Origin of the sequence: Kordia sp. SMS9 (assembly GCF_003352465.1) — a bacterium.
Taxonomy (GTDB): domain Bacteria; phylum Bacteroidota; class Bacteroidia; order Flavobacteriales; family Flavobacteriaceae; genus Kordia.
Map to the genome: position 1 here is coordinate 1,719,179 of NZ_CP031153.1, position 16,014 is coordinate 1,735,192.

The window sequence follows — 16,014 nt, forward strand, 5'->3', positions numbered from 1 at the left end:
ATTACTTTATTTTTATAATTAACGCATCTTTGACGCCTTTATTTTCTGTAATATCGCCGTCACTGCTTTGTGTGCTTCCCGCAATAACTAATTTTTGATCGTTGGTTTCTACAATGCTAAACGCGATGTCTAATTGCGAGCCACCAAAATTTTTCTCCCAAGTAAGATTGCCATTATCTGTAATTTTGATCACCCAAAAATCGTTTTGACCATAATTGGAATTTAAGTCTACATTATCACTTTTGGCACTTCCTACAATCGCAAATCCACCATCTTGTAGTGCGGTAACACCACGCGCTGATTCAAAATCGCTTCCGCCATAGGTGCGTTCCCAAAGCAAAGAACCATCGGTGTCGTTAATCTTGATCACCCAAAAATCAGCAGAACCTTTCAGATTCGCAATATTTCCGTCTGTACTACGCGTATCGCCAACGACAATATAATTTCCGTCGTTGGTTTTGGTAATGTCATACCCGATTTCAATGCCGCTTCCACCATAGGATTTTTGCCAGATTAAATCGCCCGTATTGCTCATTTTTACCACCCAAAAATCATAACTTCCTTGACTGTTTGTAACATCGAAATCATTACTTTCTGAAGAACCTGCCACGATAAAATCACCATCGTTTGTTTCCAAAGTCGAGTAGGAGCGATCGTTATTGGTTCCGCCAAAATAGCGACTCCATACAATGTCTCCATTTGCATTTAGTTTATGGCACCAATATTCGCCAACGCCATGTTTTGGCGGGTTAAAAGCTCCGTTTGAAGCATTCGGTTTCCCAAAACTTCCTTGTCCGCCAGAAGCTGTAATATCTAAAAATCCTGTGGTAAAATAGCCGCCGTCACTCGTTTGCATAATATCAAACGCTTGATCGCTTCCCGAGAAACCAAAACTTTTTTCCCATTGAATATTTCCACTAGCATCTAACTTTACAATCCATTGATCGTAAAATCCACTGTTGGCACTTACATCCTCATCGGCACTTCTGCTATAACCTGTAATGATAAATCCGCCATCGGCAGTAGCTTTTATTGCTTCCCCACGATCGTCTGCGGTTCCGCCATAGGTTTTGCTCCAAAGAAGAGTTCCATTCGTATCTAAACGGGCTACCCAATAGTTATTTTGTTCAGAAGCATTATCCGTAATGTCGCCGTCAATACTTTCAGTAAAACCCACTATTGCATAACCACCATCGGCAGTTAGGGTAATATCTTGCGCAGTATCTTCTTGTGTGCCGCCAAGTGTTTGCACCCAGTCAATTTCTCCTAAAAAGACAATCGGATCTGGATTTGGTGTATCTGTTGTATCACTAGGCGTGCCATCATCTGAAGAACAGCTTGCCAAAAAAATCAGCAGTAAAAGTGTATAAAATGTATAATGTTTTTTCATGAATTACTCATTATTTTTTCGGATGATAAATAACCCTGAGTTGATATCACTTACAATGATATTTCCACTTTCAAAATATGGATACACATTCCAAGCACCTCTAAAAATAGCTTCATTACTTATAGGATACGTGTCAAAGAATCCTTCTTCTTGCATTACGCTACTACCAATGTTGGAAATGTCTATAATACGAACGCCAGCAGTATAATTTGCCAAGAAATACGTATCACCTTTTACATACCCATTGTGATCAATTGCCTCTGTAGGTCCTAAATAGGTGGTTTGAATGGTTGGATTGTCCAAATCTTGCAAATCAAATACAACCGTACGCGAGTTGAATCCGAAATTGAGTTCATCCAATTCGTCGCCTACAATAAAATAGCGTTGATCTTCCGTATACCAACCTTGATGCGTATATCCGATATCCGAATAATCAATTGTTGATAATTGAATCGGATTGTTTTTGTTGGTAATGTCAATAATAACCACTTCATTTGTGTTGCTTCCAATCAAAATTTCTTTGCCTACATGTTCCGTATCTGGGCCATTATAGGTAATTACTTGTGCATCGTGCGAATATGCATCATTTGGATACCCACCTGCTGCAACCGGGTTTGTTGGGTTTTGAATGTTGATAAAATGCGGTCCGCCATCAAACGAAAACATGTTGTCATCTAACGTCATAGCGCCAACAGCATAGGCAAATCCGCTTTCTTCATTAATTACAATATTGTGCGCACTTCCAAAACCGTTGTACCAAGCATCTGTTGTAAATGTTTCTGGCGGATTGGCAACATTGCGCAAGCGTGTCAAATCGAAAACTTGCATTCCATGTCCTGGTGCTTCACTTACAATAAACGCATGATTGTTATATACTTTAATGTCTCGCCAATTGCTGACTTCTGTTTGTGCAGGGACATTTCCTAAATATATAGGTGCGGTTGGATTTGTAATGTCTACAAACGAAGTATTTTCGTTCGTTCCAATCATGGCATATTCACGACCTGTCTGTGGATCTGTCCAACCCCAAGAATCCATGCCTCGAATGCCTCCCAAAACATCCAAGGGAACGTGTGCCATCAAGTCGTATCCATTACACGGATAAATGCCTGCAAAACCATTTTCGCAAATCACAGCATCTGGAAAAGCTACAGAATTTGGAATTTCTTCATTTGGAATTTCTTCCGTTGTTGGTGGAATGGGTTGAGAATCATCATCATTTGCACAAGCGAAAATTCCAAGTGCAACCATGACGAAAAAGAAGTATGTTATCTTTTTCATAAACAATTTTTATAGTGTGATACAAAACGAACTCTTTAATTTACAATTAATTTCTGAGAAGTTGTACCGTTTATTTTTACAACGTATATTCCCGAAGGAAATTTTTCAACGGGCAATTGAAATAAGATTTCATTGATGTTTGCATGTGTAGCTACTTTTTTTCCTAATACATCTCTTACTTCAACGGTATTGATCAACATATTTTCTCCAGCGCTAATCATAGTGTGATCTGAAGCAGGATTTGGATACATCATAAAATCAAATCTCGGCGCTTCTACAGTAGAAAGCGTACTATTGTCCCGAATAATGATTAGTCCTCTGTCAATATCACTAATGATAATATTTCCACTTGCAAAATACGGATAGATACTCCATGCGCCGAAAAATGTAGTATTGTTTGATTCTGGATGCGTATCAAAATAGCCGATTTCAGTAACATTCATTGGATTTGTAATGTCTAAAACTCGCACACCAGATGTGTAATTTGCTTGATATAATTTGTTTCCTTTAACGTAAAGATTGTGATCAATAGCATTTGTCGCTCCTGTAAAAGAAGTCAAAAAATTAGGACTGTCCAAGTCGGCAAAATCAAAGACCAAACTACGTGTTTGGAATCCAAAATTTATTTCATCATATTCATCGCCTAAATAAAAGTAGCGATGATCTTCTGTGAGCCAACCTTGGTGTGTATACCCAACATCGGTATAACTAATTCTTGAAAGTCTTACGACAGCAGCTTTATTAGAAACATCTAAAATGACAATTTCATTTTCGTTGCTGGCAATCATGATTTCTTTTCCCTGATGTTGCGTGTCAGGTCCGTTATAAGTTACAATTTGCGCATCATGCGTATATCCATCTGTAGCATATCCGCCCACAGAAACAGGATTTGCAGGATTGGAAAGATCTACAAAATGTGGTCCGCCATTAAATGTGTTACAACCTACCAAATAGGCAAAACCAGTATCTTCATTGATGGCAATGTTATGACAACTTCCCACATCTGTAAACACCGTATCTGGCGTGAATGTTTGTGGTGGATTCGTTACATTGCGCAAGCGTGTTAAATCGAATACTTGCATGCCGTGATTTCCAACAATATCAGCCACAATGTATGCGTGATTGTTGTATACTTTGATGTCTCTCCAAAAATTAACTCCCGCGTTTGTAGGAATGTTTCCGAGGTAAACAGGATTTACAGGATCAGTCACATCTACAAAACAAGTTTTATCTTCAAAAGTAATTAAGGCGTATTCTTTGTTGGTGGTGGAATCTGTCCAACCCCAAATGTCACTTCCGTCTTGGTTGCTAAATGTCGATTTCGGTAAATTTGATACTAAATCATATCCGTCACAAGGAAAAGAACCCGCAAATCCACCCGCACAAGGAACTATTTGGGCAAATATTGGAATACTCATAAAAAGTGCAAGAACAAAGCATAGGTTTCGTGCAATACGTGTCATTTTTTTGGCTAATTTTGCGTTTTAATAAGATCGAGGGTAAAACTGCGGACTAAAATACAATTTTAACTTAAATAAACACGATTACGGCATGTTAAAAGACAAGAACGAACAGCGAACATCATTGGCAAGTTTGGGAGAGTTTGGATTGATTGATCATTTGACGTCAAACTTCAAGATTACGCAACCTTCTACTATAAAAGGGATTGGAGATGATGCAGCTGTATTAGATTTTAGTTCAAAGAAAGTAGTGGTTTCTACCGATTTGTTGGTGGAAGGCGTACATTTCGATTTAAGTTTTATGCCGTTAAAGCATTTGGGGTATAAAGCTGTAATTGTGAATTTGTCGGACATTTATGCGATGAATGCAAAAGCAACACAAGTCACGATTTCGATTGCAGTTTCTAACCGTTTTCCTTTGGAAGCCTTGGAAGAATTGTATGCAGGAATCCAATTAGCAGCCAAGATTTACAATGTAGATGTTGTGGGTGGCGATACCACTTCTTCTACGAAAGGCTTATTGATTAGCGTGACCGCGATTGGTGAAGTGGAAGAAGAAAACATCGCGTACAGAAACGGTGCCAAAGAAAACGATTTATTGGTGGTTACAGGCGATATTGGAGGCGCATATTTAGGATTGAAAGTCTTACAACGTGAAAAATCTGTGTTTGAGGTCAATCCGAACAATCAACCAGATTTGGACATGTATTCCTATATTATTGAGCGACAATTAAAGCCAGAAGCGCGCAAAGACATTCCGACGTTATTACAGGATTTGGATGTAAAACCGACCTCTATGATTGACATTAGCGATGGTTTGTCTTCTGAAATTATGCATTTGTGTAAACAATCAGAAGTTGGGTGCAATTTGTATGAAGATAAAATTCCGCTCGATCCGCAAGTCATTGCTACGTGTGAAGAATTTAAGTTAGACAGCACCACAATTGCGTTGAGTGGCGGCGAAGATTACGAACTTTTATTTACGATCAGTCAAGAAGATTTTCCAAAAATAAAAGCCAATCCCAACTTAACGGTTATTGGTCACATGACGCAGCCAAGTGAAGGCATTCATTTAATTACAAGAGCAAATACCAAAATTCCTTTGAAAGCACAAGGTTGGAATGCGATGGAAGAATAGATTGTTAGACCGCTAACGCTGTTAGATTTTAGATCGCGCTTTGCGCTTTTAGACTTTTTTCACTGTTGCGGTGATGGTTTTTTATTTTGTATCTTGAAAGTTTCGCTTTTAGATTTACTTTGTTTGTAAATTTTAAACTTTAGTAGTTTAAATAAAATTTCAATTGCTCTTAGAGCTTGACTAATACCTAATACTTTAAAACGCGTGATTTTTCTTTTTATGAAAAGAAGTCAATGTTTCGTTAATATCTTTCAGTTGCGGTGTTAATTGTGTCAACTTTCCTTTATCGTCTGTGGTAACTTCGCAGTTGCAAAGCATACATTGATATTCATTGATGTGTGAAGTGACTTTTTTTGTGACTCTGTAACGATGACCGAATACGCTGCAATACAATTTTCCTAGTGAAAAAGTAGTTTTTATACTCTTATTTTCCATGTAATAAGTAGGTTAAGTAAGTTTTCTTTGGTTTCCACTAAGATAAAGAATCCGAATTGAAAATCCGACGAAAAGATGGTTTTTTTAGATGAAATGCATATTAAGTTTAGGTAAACGGTAAGTTAAGCTTCTTTTTTCTTACAAAAAAAATTCTATTTTTTAATTTTGATGTAATTATTATTCGTTTTAGAGTATCTTTTTTTAATATAACATAAGTTGATTCAAAGTCGTCAAGAAAAGACAAATTAATTGCTTAAAAACCGTGCTAACGAAAATAGCAAATCCTCTTTATTTTCGATATGACTCATATGTCCGTCGGGAAAAATATCAACGTCAACTTCGGAGTTTTTAGTCTGATCAATTAAATCTTTAAAATCCAATACAGGATCGTGCTTGCCAATAATCATCATCTTTTTGTACGGCGAAAAATGCAACAATACTTCCCGATCTTCTCGAATTTTCATGCCTTCCAACGCCGCCACAATTCCCTGTAAAGTTGTGGTTAAGGCTTCTTTTTTGACTTCTCTGAGCTGTTTGGCAAAGATTTTTCGGTTTTTCGGTCGAAATAAATTCGCAATAGAAATGCGGATAAATTGCTTGTGATTGTACTTTACGGCATTAATTGCACGATCGCGATTCACTTTTCGTTCCTCGCTATCGGCACGTGATGTAGAATTGATCAAACACAAGGCTTTTACATAATCAGGATACTTTTCGGCGAAAGCCAATGCTACATAACCGCCCATAGAGTGTCCTAAAATATGGAGTTTGCGCAATCGCAACGTTTTCACCACCGCAAAAACCGTTTCCGCCATTTCTTCCATCGTGTGAATATATCCCAAACACGGTGTTTTTCCATGTCCTAGTAAATCTATCGTAATGACTTTATGTGTGTTGGAAAAAGCGTTTACATACGGTTGCCACATGTTACTCGTTTCCAAAAAGCCATGTAAAAAAACTACTGCGCTTCCTTCACCCGAAACGGTATACGCAATTTCTATATTTTTATAAGTCACAAACTGTTGCATCTCGCAAAAATATGTATCTTTCGTTACTTGTAAAATTAGAAATCAAAAATGTTATCATTCAGTTTTCACAAACTTTCACCTGCTGCTGAAAAAAAGCTGCTTTTATTGGCAATTGCTACTTTTGTATTGGCAGGAAGTTGCATGGTACACTTTGATACTTTGCTTAAAAATGAATTTGCTCCTTTGGGAATTATTTCATTTGAATTGGCAAACACACTTGAAAACTCCACACAAATCCTCAATTCTTGGGAAACTACAGATGGCGCTATGCAATCTACCGAATGGAGTTTGTGGTTCGATTATATTTTCATTGTCACGTACGTTTTTTTGTTGTGCTTGCTCATTCATCGTGTGCGAAGAACTGTTTGGAAAAACCAAGCATCCTTAGCATACAGATTTGGAATTGTTATGATGCGGATGGTATTGTATGCTGGAATTATGGATATGGTAGAAAATTTTGCATTGCTTCAACTTTTTTATGGCGATTTACAAACGCATTGGGCAACGCTGGCTTTTGTCATGGCGTTACTCAAATTTATCCATCTCGCTTTAGGAATTTTATATGTACTCATCGGTTTACTCACGGCTGGAATTAAAAAACTCGCATAAATGTCACAAAATAAAGAACTTTTTATCACTGCTTTCGCCTTATTTTCCATGTTTTTTGGTGCAGGAAACTTGTTATTGCCACCATTATTAGGCTACCAAGCAACTGACGAATGGTATTGGGTTACACTCGGATTTATGATTACGGCAGTAGTGATTCCGATTTTTGGAATTTTAGCGCATGCGCGATTGCAAGGTTCGATGTTTGACTTTGGAAAGAAAGTGTCGCCGGTATTTAGTACGCTATTTTGCATTGTAATTTATGTAATAGCCGTTGCGATTCCGTCACCAAGAACCGCCGCAGCAACCCATGAAATTTCTATATTTCCCAACTTCGGAACAGATGCTTTGTTAACGAGCAGTGTGTATTTTGCCTTGGTCTTAGTTTTTGCGTTGAATCGTTCCAAAGTGCTCAATTTTATAGGCAAATTTTTAACGCCGTTGATCGTCCTAATTTTATTGACCATTATCGGAATTGGGCTATTTATGCCGCACAAAGAAGTTGCGACGTCAATAATAGAAGGGTTTCCGTTGTTTGCAGGCTTGTTGGAAGGCTATCAAACCTTTGATGCTATTGGCGCGGTTGTCATTGGTGGCGTCATCATTATTTCATTAAACTTAAAAGGACACAGTTCCTATGAAGAAAAAAAGAAACTCATTGCCAAATCGGGTTGGATTGCTGGTTTTGGGTTGTTTGCCATGTATGCAGGATTGATATTGCTTGGATCATATTTTAGTGGCGAAATAGAAGTTGACATGTCGCAAACAAATGATATGAAACGTGCTACTTTATTGCGTGGAATTAGTTTGGCGACTTTGGGAAATATTGGAACGGCTTTTTTAAGTGTGCTGGTTGCGTTGGCATGTTTTACGACTGCTGTCGGAATCACCACAGGAACGGCAGATTATTTTAAAGGACTCTTTAAAAATTCGCAACAAGTATACAATAACACAGCCATTTTTGCCTGTATTTTAGGTGTTGTTATTGGGCAATTGGATTTTCACTACATCATTATCATTGCGGTTCCTGTATTAAAATTTATCTATCCAATTACAATTGTGTTGATCTTTTTAAATGTAGTGCCACAAAAATACGCAACACCATTAGTGTTCCAAGCAGTTGTAGGAATTACGTTTATTTTCGGAGTATTTGATGCGATCAACTTTTTCTATCCTGAAAATAGTTTCTTAATCAATTTTCGTGAAACCATTCCGTTAGGCATGTATGATTTTGGTTGGGTATTGCCAGCTTTTGTGACGTTTTTGGTGATAGGACTGATGCCGAAAAAATCATGATTCAGCATCATATAAAAAGAGGTAAAAGGAACTAAAAATATCTTTCAAATTGACACAAGAGGCTAGATCGCTTCACTTAGGTAAGCTCAGTGTGATCGCTATTAGATTCTAGATGCTTTTGGAATTTTATAAAATGACTTCTTTAAAATAAAATTCTTACAAATTTTATGTAATTTGCATGTCATATCGAGCGCAGTCGAGATACAAATGAAATGCAAAATTTGATAGCATACAATTATAGTTTTAATATTTATGAACAAACTCATCATCGCAGGAAACGGATTTGATTTAGCCCATGGATTGCCAACATCCTACAATCATTTTATGGATGCTTTTTGGCGGGATTTGAAGGAGAATCAGGATGATGATTTGGTAAAAGAAGTTGTTTATTTAGATCCTATTTTTCAAGATCATTTTGACGAGGGAGAAATTTTAAACTTTAAAGATTTTGAGTCTAATATTCATAAATACTTACAAAACAATCTTCGGGGTTTTGAATATCAATTGGAGAAATATAGTTTTTCTCAAAGAGGAATGTCAAGATCTTATGGAAAAGAAGTCGTATTGTTCAAGTTTAAAAACAAATTCTTTAAAGAATTAAACGAAACGCAGTCCATTCAAAATTGGGTATATGTTGAAAATGAGTATTATCAAGCATTAAAAAGTATTTGTAAAGATGAAGAATTAGAAGCTCGTCAAAAGAGAGAAAGAGTTATAAAACTTCATGAAGAATTTGAGCAAGTGAAGCAGTTGCTTGAAATATATCTAAAACAGAAAGTTGTTGAAACTTATGATTTTAATGCTTTCAGTGAAAAAGATCATCCTAAACCTTTTAATATATTAAGACGTTTTGTCGGGAAAGAGAGTAACGAAGAGAAGTTAAAGTTGGCAAGTGAGTTTTCAGATCGTGATGATGAAAAATTTATGTTTGATTTAGATCCATCTGAATCTAAAAAACAGAAAGTTGTAAAATTTAACAGCTATATAGTAAATTTCAATTACACACCAACTTTTGTTAATTATTGTGGATATCTATTACTTGAAGAGAAACAGCTTGCTCATATAAATCATATTCACGGTGAACTAAGTGAAGAAAACATTGTCTTCGGCTTCGGAGACGAAATGGACGAAGATTACAAACTTATCGAAGACATGGACGATAACGAATATCTACGGTATTTTAAGTCATTTCAATACTCTCAAAATTCCAATTATAAAGATATTTTGCGTTACATAAATTCTGAAAAGTTTCAAGTGATTATCATGGGGCATTCTTGTGGACTTTCAGATAGGGTTTTACTAAATACTATTTTTGAACATGACAATTGCCGTTCTATTAAAGTATTTTATTATCAAAATGGTGAGTATGATAATTATACCGAGATTGTTCAAAACATTTCAAGGCATTTTAATGATAAGAAACTCATGCGAACTAAAATTGTAGAGAAAACCTTGTGTGAACCCATGCCGCAGATTCAATTGCCGAAGAAGAAGTAGTTTCAAAGTACTTCTCGATACTATTTTCTGCATTTCATTTCGACTACGCTCAATGTAAACATTACGAAATTTAATCGAAGTAGCGGACAGTAATAAGAAAAATAATTCGTGTATTCGTGGTAAAAAAATAAAGAAACTAGTGAGTTCAATCTTTTAATCAAAATCGCTTGCTTTTGTGATAGAAATCGAACTGACGTTTGAGATTTGTAAAAGTGAATACGTAAACAAAAACCATTTTTAACGACCAAAGAAACGTCAATCGAACTAAAAAGAAAAACACAGATGGCAATTCAAAATATTACCAATTACACCTATCAAAATACGTTTTCATTGAGCGTTGTGCAATTTGAAAAAGCCTGTGTCGTTGAGCAACCTGAACAAGTAGATGCGTATACGATTTATTGGATTAAAGACGGAAAAGGAACGTATTTTATTGACTTTGAAGAATATACATTTGATGGAAATATCATTTTCTTTTTGTCGCCAGGACAAGTATTTACGGTAAGTTCAGAGGAAATTAAAGAAGCCTATAAATTATCGTTTCAGCGTGATTTTTATTGTATTCAAACGCATGACAAGGAAATTTCGTGCAATGGCGTTTTGTTTAATGCTGTATATGACACGCCGTATGTGATTCCGAAATCGAAAGATGTACAGCGATTGAGTTTGCTATTAGAAGATTTGATGGAAGAATTTAACAATGAAAATTCTGGGCAGTACGATATGTTGCAAAGCTATTTGAAGCAATTCATCATTCATTCCGTACGTGTGAAGAAAAATGATTTTGTAGTGAAAGAAGCTAAGGAAACCAAATTGTACAAAGATTTTAGTGTATTGGTAGAGCAGAACTTCAAAAAAATGCACTCCGTTTCTGCGTATGCAGATCGCTTGGGAATGTCGCCAAAATCCATTGCCAAGCATTTTCAAAAACTCGGAACTACGACGCCGAGCGATTTTATTAAAAACCGAATCATCTTAGAAGCCAAACGTCAATTGTTATATTCGGAACAAACCGTTAAAGAAATTGCTTTTGATTTAGGGTTTAATGATCCTGCGTATTTTTCACGTTTTTTTACCAAAGTTCTTCAAAAATCACCACTGAATTTTAAGGCGGAATATAAGAAGTAATTAGACTCGCTGGCGATTTTAGAATTGGCTGCGCCTACTTAGATTGTTAGATGCGCCTCGCTTTTAGCATTTCAGTTAGAATTTTCACGGGTTCTCAGAACTCGACTAATACCCAATACCAAATACCTGAAATATTAGATGCGCTTTGCTTCGGCAAACTCAGCACAAGTGCTGTTAGAATTTTGGTATTGCTTCGCTTTTGGTATGTTGGTACGTTTCTAAGTGAATCTTGAGTTTTGTTTGAAACGAATTGCTACATTTTTAAATTTTCAAATTGCTACATTGTTAGACGTGCTTTCGCTGTTAGACTTGTTCCTGCATAGAAAGAAATTCCTTAGAAATGCTTTGCATTGGTTTTCTTATAAAATTTCAAATGGTTCTTAGAGCTTGACTAATACCCAACACCAAATCCCTAATACCTGAATCAAGTTCAGTTTAACGAAAGCTTTTCTAAATATATTATTTGAAATAGTATGAAGTTACAACCTGTTTCTTGAAATACGCTACTTACAATTGTTGTTACGATAGTTACTTTAAAACCTTCTCAATACTAATATCTCATTACTCAAAACTTATCTAAAACCCTAAAAATCTCCCACAATTCCCATTTGTCCAAACCTTAGGAACTTTTGTCCATTTTTTGAAGCGTGTTTGCGCCGCATCTTTGTACTGTTCAAATGATGCATCGATAAGTTCGGCAACATTTATCAAATAGAAAGTAATATTTCAAAAGAAATTGAAAACAAAACTAAAACCGAATAGTATGAAAAATTTACAAAACACCGTTTGCCCAAACTGCTGGGGATATCAAGAATATGATGAACTAGTAACCGAGCGTCAAATCTGCGGAAGCGAACAATAAAACAAACAAAAATTAATACTAATAGAAGATTCCTGCCTTCGCAGGAATGAAAAATTAAAATTTAAAACATTATGAGTACACGAATTGAAACTTTAAACCCAGAAACAACGACAGGCGAAGCAAAAGAATTATTTAACGCCGTACAAAAGAAATTAGGATTTATTCCAAACCTAATTAAAGTATTTGGAAATTCTCCAGCAACCCTAAAATCCTATTTGAGCTTAGGCGAATTGACGGCAAGCGGAAATTTTAACAACAAATTCAGAGAGCAGTTGGCATTAGCGATTGCAGAAGAAAATTCATGTAATTACTGTTTATCGGCACACACGGCCATTGGAAAAATGAACGGTTTGTCGGAAGAACAAACAGAAGCTAGCAGACAAGGATTTGCAAACGACGCCAAAGTACAGGCAGGATTGCAATTTGCGCAAAGCGTTACCAAAAATAGAGGAAACGTAGTAGGAGAAGAAATTGCAGCCGTAAAAGCAGCAGGTTATACCGATGGCGATATTTTAGAAATTGTGTTGAATGTGGTGTCAAACACTTTAACTAATTACGTAAATCATATTGCAGAAACGGAAATTGATTTTCCAAAAGTAGAAACAGGAAAATTTGTGGTCACACAATAAAGCATAAAATTTAGGACGTACGCTGAGCGAAATTGAAGCGTGCGTTCACACTTAAAAATTTACACAAAAACAAGCATTTTAAAAATAGAAAACAATGAAAAAAATAATCACAATTTTAGTACTATTCGTAGGCTTTTCAATGACGACACAAGCACAGAACAGCATGATGAAGAAAGAAACGATGATGAAAAAAGAGATCAAAACGGTTTCTTTAGAACAAACGAAAGGCGAATTCACACAAAAATCAATTACCCTTTCTGCAGGAACGTATGTTTTCCAAATTGCGAATGCGAATGTTGGACACGATGTAGGATTTGTGTTAGCGCCGAAAGGAAAAACAGATGCTTCAAACCATATTAAAAACGCGTATGTAACCGAAGTGGTAAAAAATAACACGACAGGACATTCTAAAGAAGTGACCTTAGTAAAAGGTGAATACGTATACTTTTGCCCCCTAAATCCAACGCCCCAATATATCTTACTAGTAGAATAACTGTTATTGTTTTTTCATGATTAATAGTTGGAATGCGAACTCGAAAGGGTTCGCTTTTTTATTATATCTTAATCAACTTTTTAATGACCGTTTTGCCGGTATTGGTACGAATGTTTACAAAATACACACCGCTTGATATATCGTTAATGTCAATACGATTTTGAATTTGATTTTTGAGCGTCACGCTTTTTACTACTTTCCCATTGATGTCAATAATGGTAATGTTTTCTAGCAATATACCTTCGTTTGCTGCAATGGTAATTTCATTTTGCGCAGGATTTGGATACATGCTGATCAAAGTGTCTAATGCTGGCAATTCTGCTGTTGATAAAACATTGTTTTCATAAATTTTCACATTTCTATAAAAAGAAGTAGCATCGTTGTAACTTCCGCCACCAGGATAATTATTGTTTGTAAACGTATTGTTAAACGAATCGTTATCCGCAGCAAAAAATAAATATGGCGCATTTCCTGTAAATACTTGTCCAATAGGAATGTTGTAATGTTTGAAAGTATATTGATCAGCGTCTGTATAGTTGTTAAAATCAAGATTGTAAATCGCTGAAGCTGATACGTTTTGAAAACCATATAATTTATACGCAAGCAACGGATCGAGTGTTAAATCATCATCAATTCCGATGTAATGAATTTCTCCATCAATTGTGCTCATAAAGTCAAATTCGATCACCGTATTTGGTGTAATAGTATAATTGATCGCAATAGCTTTCCAACCATTTGTAGCTACATATAACGTTGCTCCATTATCATACACATCCGAAACACCATTGTCTTGTGCAACATCATAGGTTACAATAGTTTCTGTACTAAAATCTATAATTGGTAATGTTGTATCGCATGCATCAAGTTCTGTTGGATTCGCATCTACATTTACATCAGGATAACCGTTACAGGCATCCAAACTGTCGCAAACACCATCGCCGTCGCTATCATTGTTAGGATCGTTCGGACACGGATCGCAGGCATCAGGAATGTTGTCTAAATCGCTATCCAATCCGGAAGTACAACCGTATAACGTAGTTAGTACATTGTCAATGCTCCACAAGTTATTTCTATCTGCAACAGTAGAATTCAGCGCAGCTTCCATGCGTACTTTTTGTCCTTGCGTAAACATAGCGTAGGTTGCTGCTGTATAATCCATCATATTGGTCAAATTGTCTACACTTCCGCAATTAATTACAGCGCCAGGTCCGGGATAATTGTCCAAATCGCTAATGGCATTTCCTTTGGTGTTTGGCGTATCGGTCACAGAATCATCAAAACTGCAATACACAGCATCTCCATTTCCACCAGCATTTGCCCAAATATGATATACGTTGAGCCAATGTCCGACTTCATGTGCTAAGTTATGAAACCAATTTTGCACCATTTCTCCGTGTTCTCCAAAAGCCCAAGCAGACATTACGTGTCCGTCTAAATACGCATTTGCAGGATCGGCTACATTTGGCGGAAACGTGGCAAAACCCGAAGTTCCACTACCATCAACTGCTTGTCGCACAACGTAAATGTTAAAGTATTTTTCGCGTGGCCAATGATAAATTAATCGCATATTAGGATCATTTCCGCGGAACGTGTAAAAACCATCTATTTGTCGGTCAATTCCATTGGTTGGATTTCCTTGCGGATCAAATTTTGCTAAGACAAAGCGGAGTTTTTTTGTGTTAAACCCGGCGCGAACTGGCAGAAAACTTGGATCAATATTGGGATCAAAAGCGGTGGTTCCTGCAAAGAAAAGATTCAGCGATTCAATGGCTCTTTCCACGGCAGCATCCGAAATATTTTCAACGCCATTATTGTGGATAATGTGAACCACGACAGGAATAATATAATCTGTTCCAATCGTGAGTTCTTCCACATTGATCAAATCTTCTGTGGTTGGACTCGCTTGAAATGTATTGGTAAATTGTTCTAGTTGTTGAAATGCGGGATTGTTTTCAGGCCGCAATTCAGGGTGTGTAGCATATAATTGTTGCTGCACAATATCTTGTCCGCAGGGTTGTTGTGCATACGAAAAGAAGAGCATACAAAAAAGGAAAATACAGCTTAGTGATTTTTTCATAATAATGAGGTCGGTTATTACAAAAATATGCCTTTTCAAAAAAGAAACGGTTAACTTCCCTAAAATCTTTTAGTTAGCTGTTTTTTTAGGTGTGAATGTGTAACTGAATGTCCAATCCGTTCAATTTATGATGGATGTCGTCAATCTTTTTTTGCAACGTTTTTGGATTGATGGTAAGGTTGGGAAAAATTGTAGCATCTGGTTTTACGATGATTTTTGTGTACTTTTCTTTTTCGTCGCTTCCGCAGATAGTACGCGTTTCGGTTGTACCTTCTTTAAATAAAAATTCTCCTTTTTGCCCGTTTGAATAGGTGAGGAGTTTGCACCATTCAGATGTAGCATTGATTCGTATCAAACCAATCAATTCGCCAAGACCAGATTCTTGAGCCTTTTTCTTCCATAGCGCTACAGATTTGGTAATTTTTAACAAAGTAACTTCTGCTTGAGTTATATCTCCATCATAATCTTCGTAAATTTCTAAAGACATTCCTGTGTTAAATTCAATAGAAAAATGATCCGCATAAACGTTCACGGTAATAATTGTGCATTTTTGATCAATCGCATATTGAATAATTTCTAGCGGAAGAGAATCGAGTGTTTTTTCTTCAAAAAGTGTTTTAAAATACATTTGCGGACGCATGCGAATGTGTTCAGATGGTTCAATGTGGCGAATCATACTATATGTCTTTTTTTA

General features: G+C 36.4%; 14 protein-coding genes. 7 read left to right on the forward strand and 7 right to left on the reverse strand.

Annotation, left to right across the window (positions count from 1 at the left end):
• Window position 1: 1 nt before the first annotated feature.
• The 3 genes from KORDIASMS9_RS07430 to KORDIASMS9_RS07440 are packed head-to-tail and all read right to left on the reverse strand — an operon-like array spanning window position 2 to window position 4,134.
• A complete protein-coding gene (locus KORDIASMS9_RS07430) occupies window positions 2-1,390 on the reverse strand; it encodes a hypothetical protein (protein WP_114902241.1) in 1,389 nt (462 codons plus the stop codon).
• A 3-nt stretch (window positions 1,391-1,393) separates the two neighbouring features.
• The gene (locus KORDIASMS9_RS07435; RefSeq protein ID WP_114902242.1) at window positions 1,394-2,671 is read right to left on the reverse strand and encodes a choice-of-anchor B family protein; all 1,278 of its coding nucleotides are present in this window, start codon (window positions 2,669-2,671) and stop codon (window positions 1,394-1,396) included.
• A 35-nt stretch (window positions 2,672-2,706) separates the two neighbouring features.
• Window positions 2,707-4,134, reverse strand: a complete 1,428-nt coding sequence (locus tag KORDIASMS9_RS07440) for a choice-of-anchor B family protein (RefSeq protein WP_114902243.1) — start codon at window positions 4,132-4,134, stop codon at window positions 2,707-2,709.
• An 88-nt stretch (window positions 4,135-4,222) separates the two neighbouring features.
• Between KORDIASMS9_RS07440 and thiL the strand changes: the two genes are divergently transcribed.
• The gene (gene thiL, locus KORDIASMS9_RS07445) at window positions 4,223-5,269 is read left to right on the forward strand and encodes a thiamine-phosphate kinase (RefSeq protein ID WP_114902244.1); all 1,047 of its coding nucleotides are present in this window, start codon (window positions 4,223-4,225) and stop codon (window positions 5,267-5,269) included.
• A 195-nt stretch (window positions 5,270-5,464) separates the two neighbouring features.
• Here thiL and KORDIASMS9_RS07450 read toward each other — a convergent pair whose 3' ends face one another.
• Together KORDIASMS9_RS07450 and KORDIASMS9_RS07455 are read right to left on the reverse strand one after the other, a co-directional pair.
• Window positions 5,465-5,704: a hypothetical protein gene (locus KORDIASMS9_RS07450; protein WP_114902245.1), complete on the reverse strand. Its 240-nt coding sequence runs from the start codon at window positions 5,702-5,704 to the stop codon at window positions 5,465-5,467.
• A 245-nt stretch (window positions 5,705-5,949) separates the two neighbouring features.
• The gene (locus KORDIASMS9_RS07455) at window positions 5,950-6,732 is read right to left on the reverse strand and encodes an alpha/beta fold hydrolase (RefSeq protein ID WP_114902246.1); all 783 of its coding nucleotides are present in this window, start codon (window positions 6,730-6,732) and stop codon (window positions 5,950-5,952) included.
• A gap of 48 nt (window positions 6,733-6,780) precedes the next feature.
• Here KORDIASMS9_RS07455 and KORDIASMS9_RS07460 point away from each other — a divergent pair, with 48 nt between their 5' ends.
• From KORDIASMS9_RS07460 to KORDIASMS9_RS07485, 6 genes are all read left to right on the forward strand, one after another.
• Window positions 6,781-7,341, forward strand: a complete 561-nt coding sequence (locus tag KORDIASMS9_RS07460) for a hypothetical protein (protein WP_114902247.1) — start codon at window positions 6,781-6,783, stop codon at window positions 7,339-7,341.
• Window positions 7,342-8,634 carry a branched-chain amino acid transport system II carrier protein gene (gene brnQ / locus KORDIASMS9_RS07465; protein WP_114902248.1) on the forward strand — a complete coding sequence of 431 codons (1,293 nt, stop codon included), beginning with the start codon at window positions 7,342-7,344 and terminating at the stop codon, window positions 8,632-8,634.
• A gap of 252 nt (window positions 8,635-8,886) precedes the next feature.
• A complete protein-coding gene (locus tag KORDIASMS9_RS07470; protein ID WP_114902249.1) occupies window positions 8,887-10,131 on the forward strand; it encodes an AbiH family protein in 1,245 nt (414 codons plus the stop codon).
• A 282-nt stretch (window positions 10,132-10,413) separates the two neighbouring features.
• A complete protein-coding gene (locus KORDIASMS9_RS07475; protein ID WP_114902250.1) occupies window positions 10,414-11,259 on the forward strand; it encodes a helix-turn-helix domain-containing protein in 846 nt (281 codons plus the stop codon).
• Window positions 11,260-12,192: 933 nt separating this feature from the next.
• The gene (locus KORDIASMS9_RS07480) at window positions 12,193-12,750 is read left to right on the forward strand and encodes a carboxymuconolactone decarboxylase family protein (RefSeq protein ID WP_114902251.1); all 558 of its coding nucleotides are present in this window, start codon (window positions 12,193-12,195) and stop codon (window positions 12,748-12,750) included.
• Window positions 12,751-12,844: 94 nt separating this feature from the next.
• Window positions 12,845-13,243, forward strand: a complete 399-nt coding sequence (locus KORDIASMS9_RS07485) for a plastocyanin/azurin family copper-binding protein (protein ID WP_114902252.1) — start codon at window positions 12,845-12,847, stop codon at window positions 13,241-13,243.
• 61 nt (window positions 13,244-13,304) lie between these two features.
• Here KORDIASMS9_RS07485 and KORDIASMS9_RS07490 read toward each other — a convergent pair whose 3' ends face one another.
• A complete protein-coding gene (locus tag KORDIASMS9_RS07490; RefSeq protein ID WP_114902253.1) occupies window positions 13,305-15,320 on the reverse strand; it encodes a M43 family zinc metalloprotease in 2,016 nt (671 codons plus the stop codon).
• Between the two features lie 85 nt (window positions 15,321-15,405).
• A complete protein-coding gene (locus KORDIASMS9_RS07495) occupies window positions 15,406-15,996 on the reverse strand; it encodes a hypothetical protein (protein ID WP_114902254.1) in 591 nt (196 codons plus the stop codon).
• Between the last annotated feature and the right edge of the window lie 18 nt (window positions 15,997-16,014).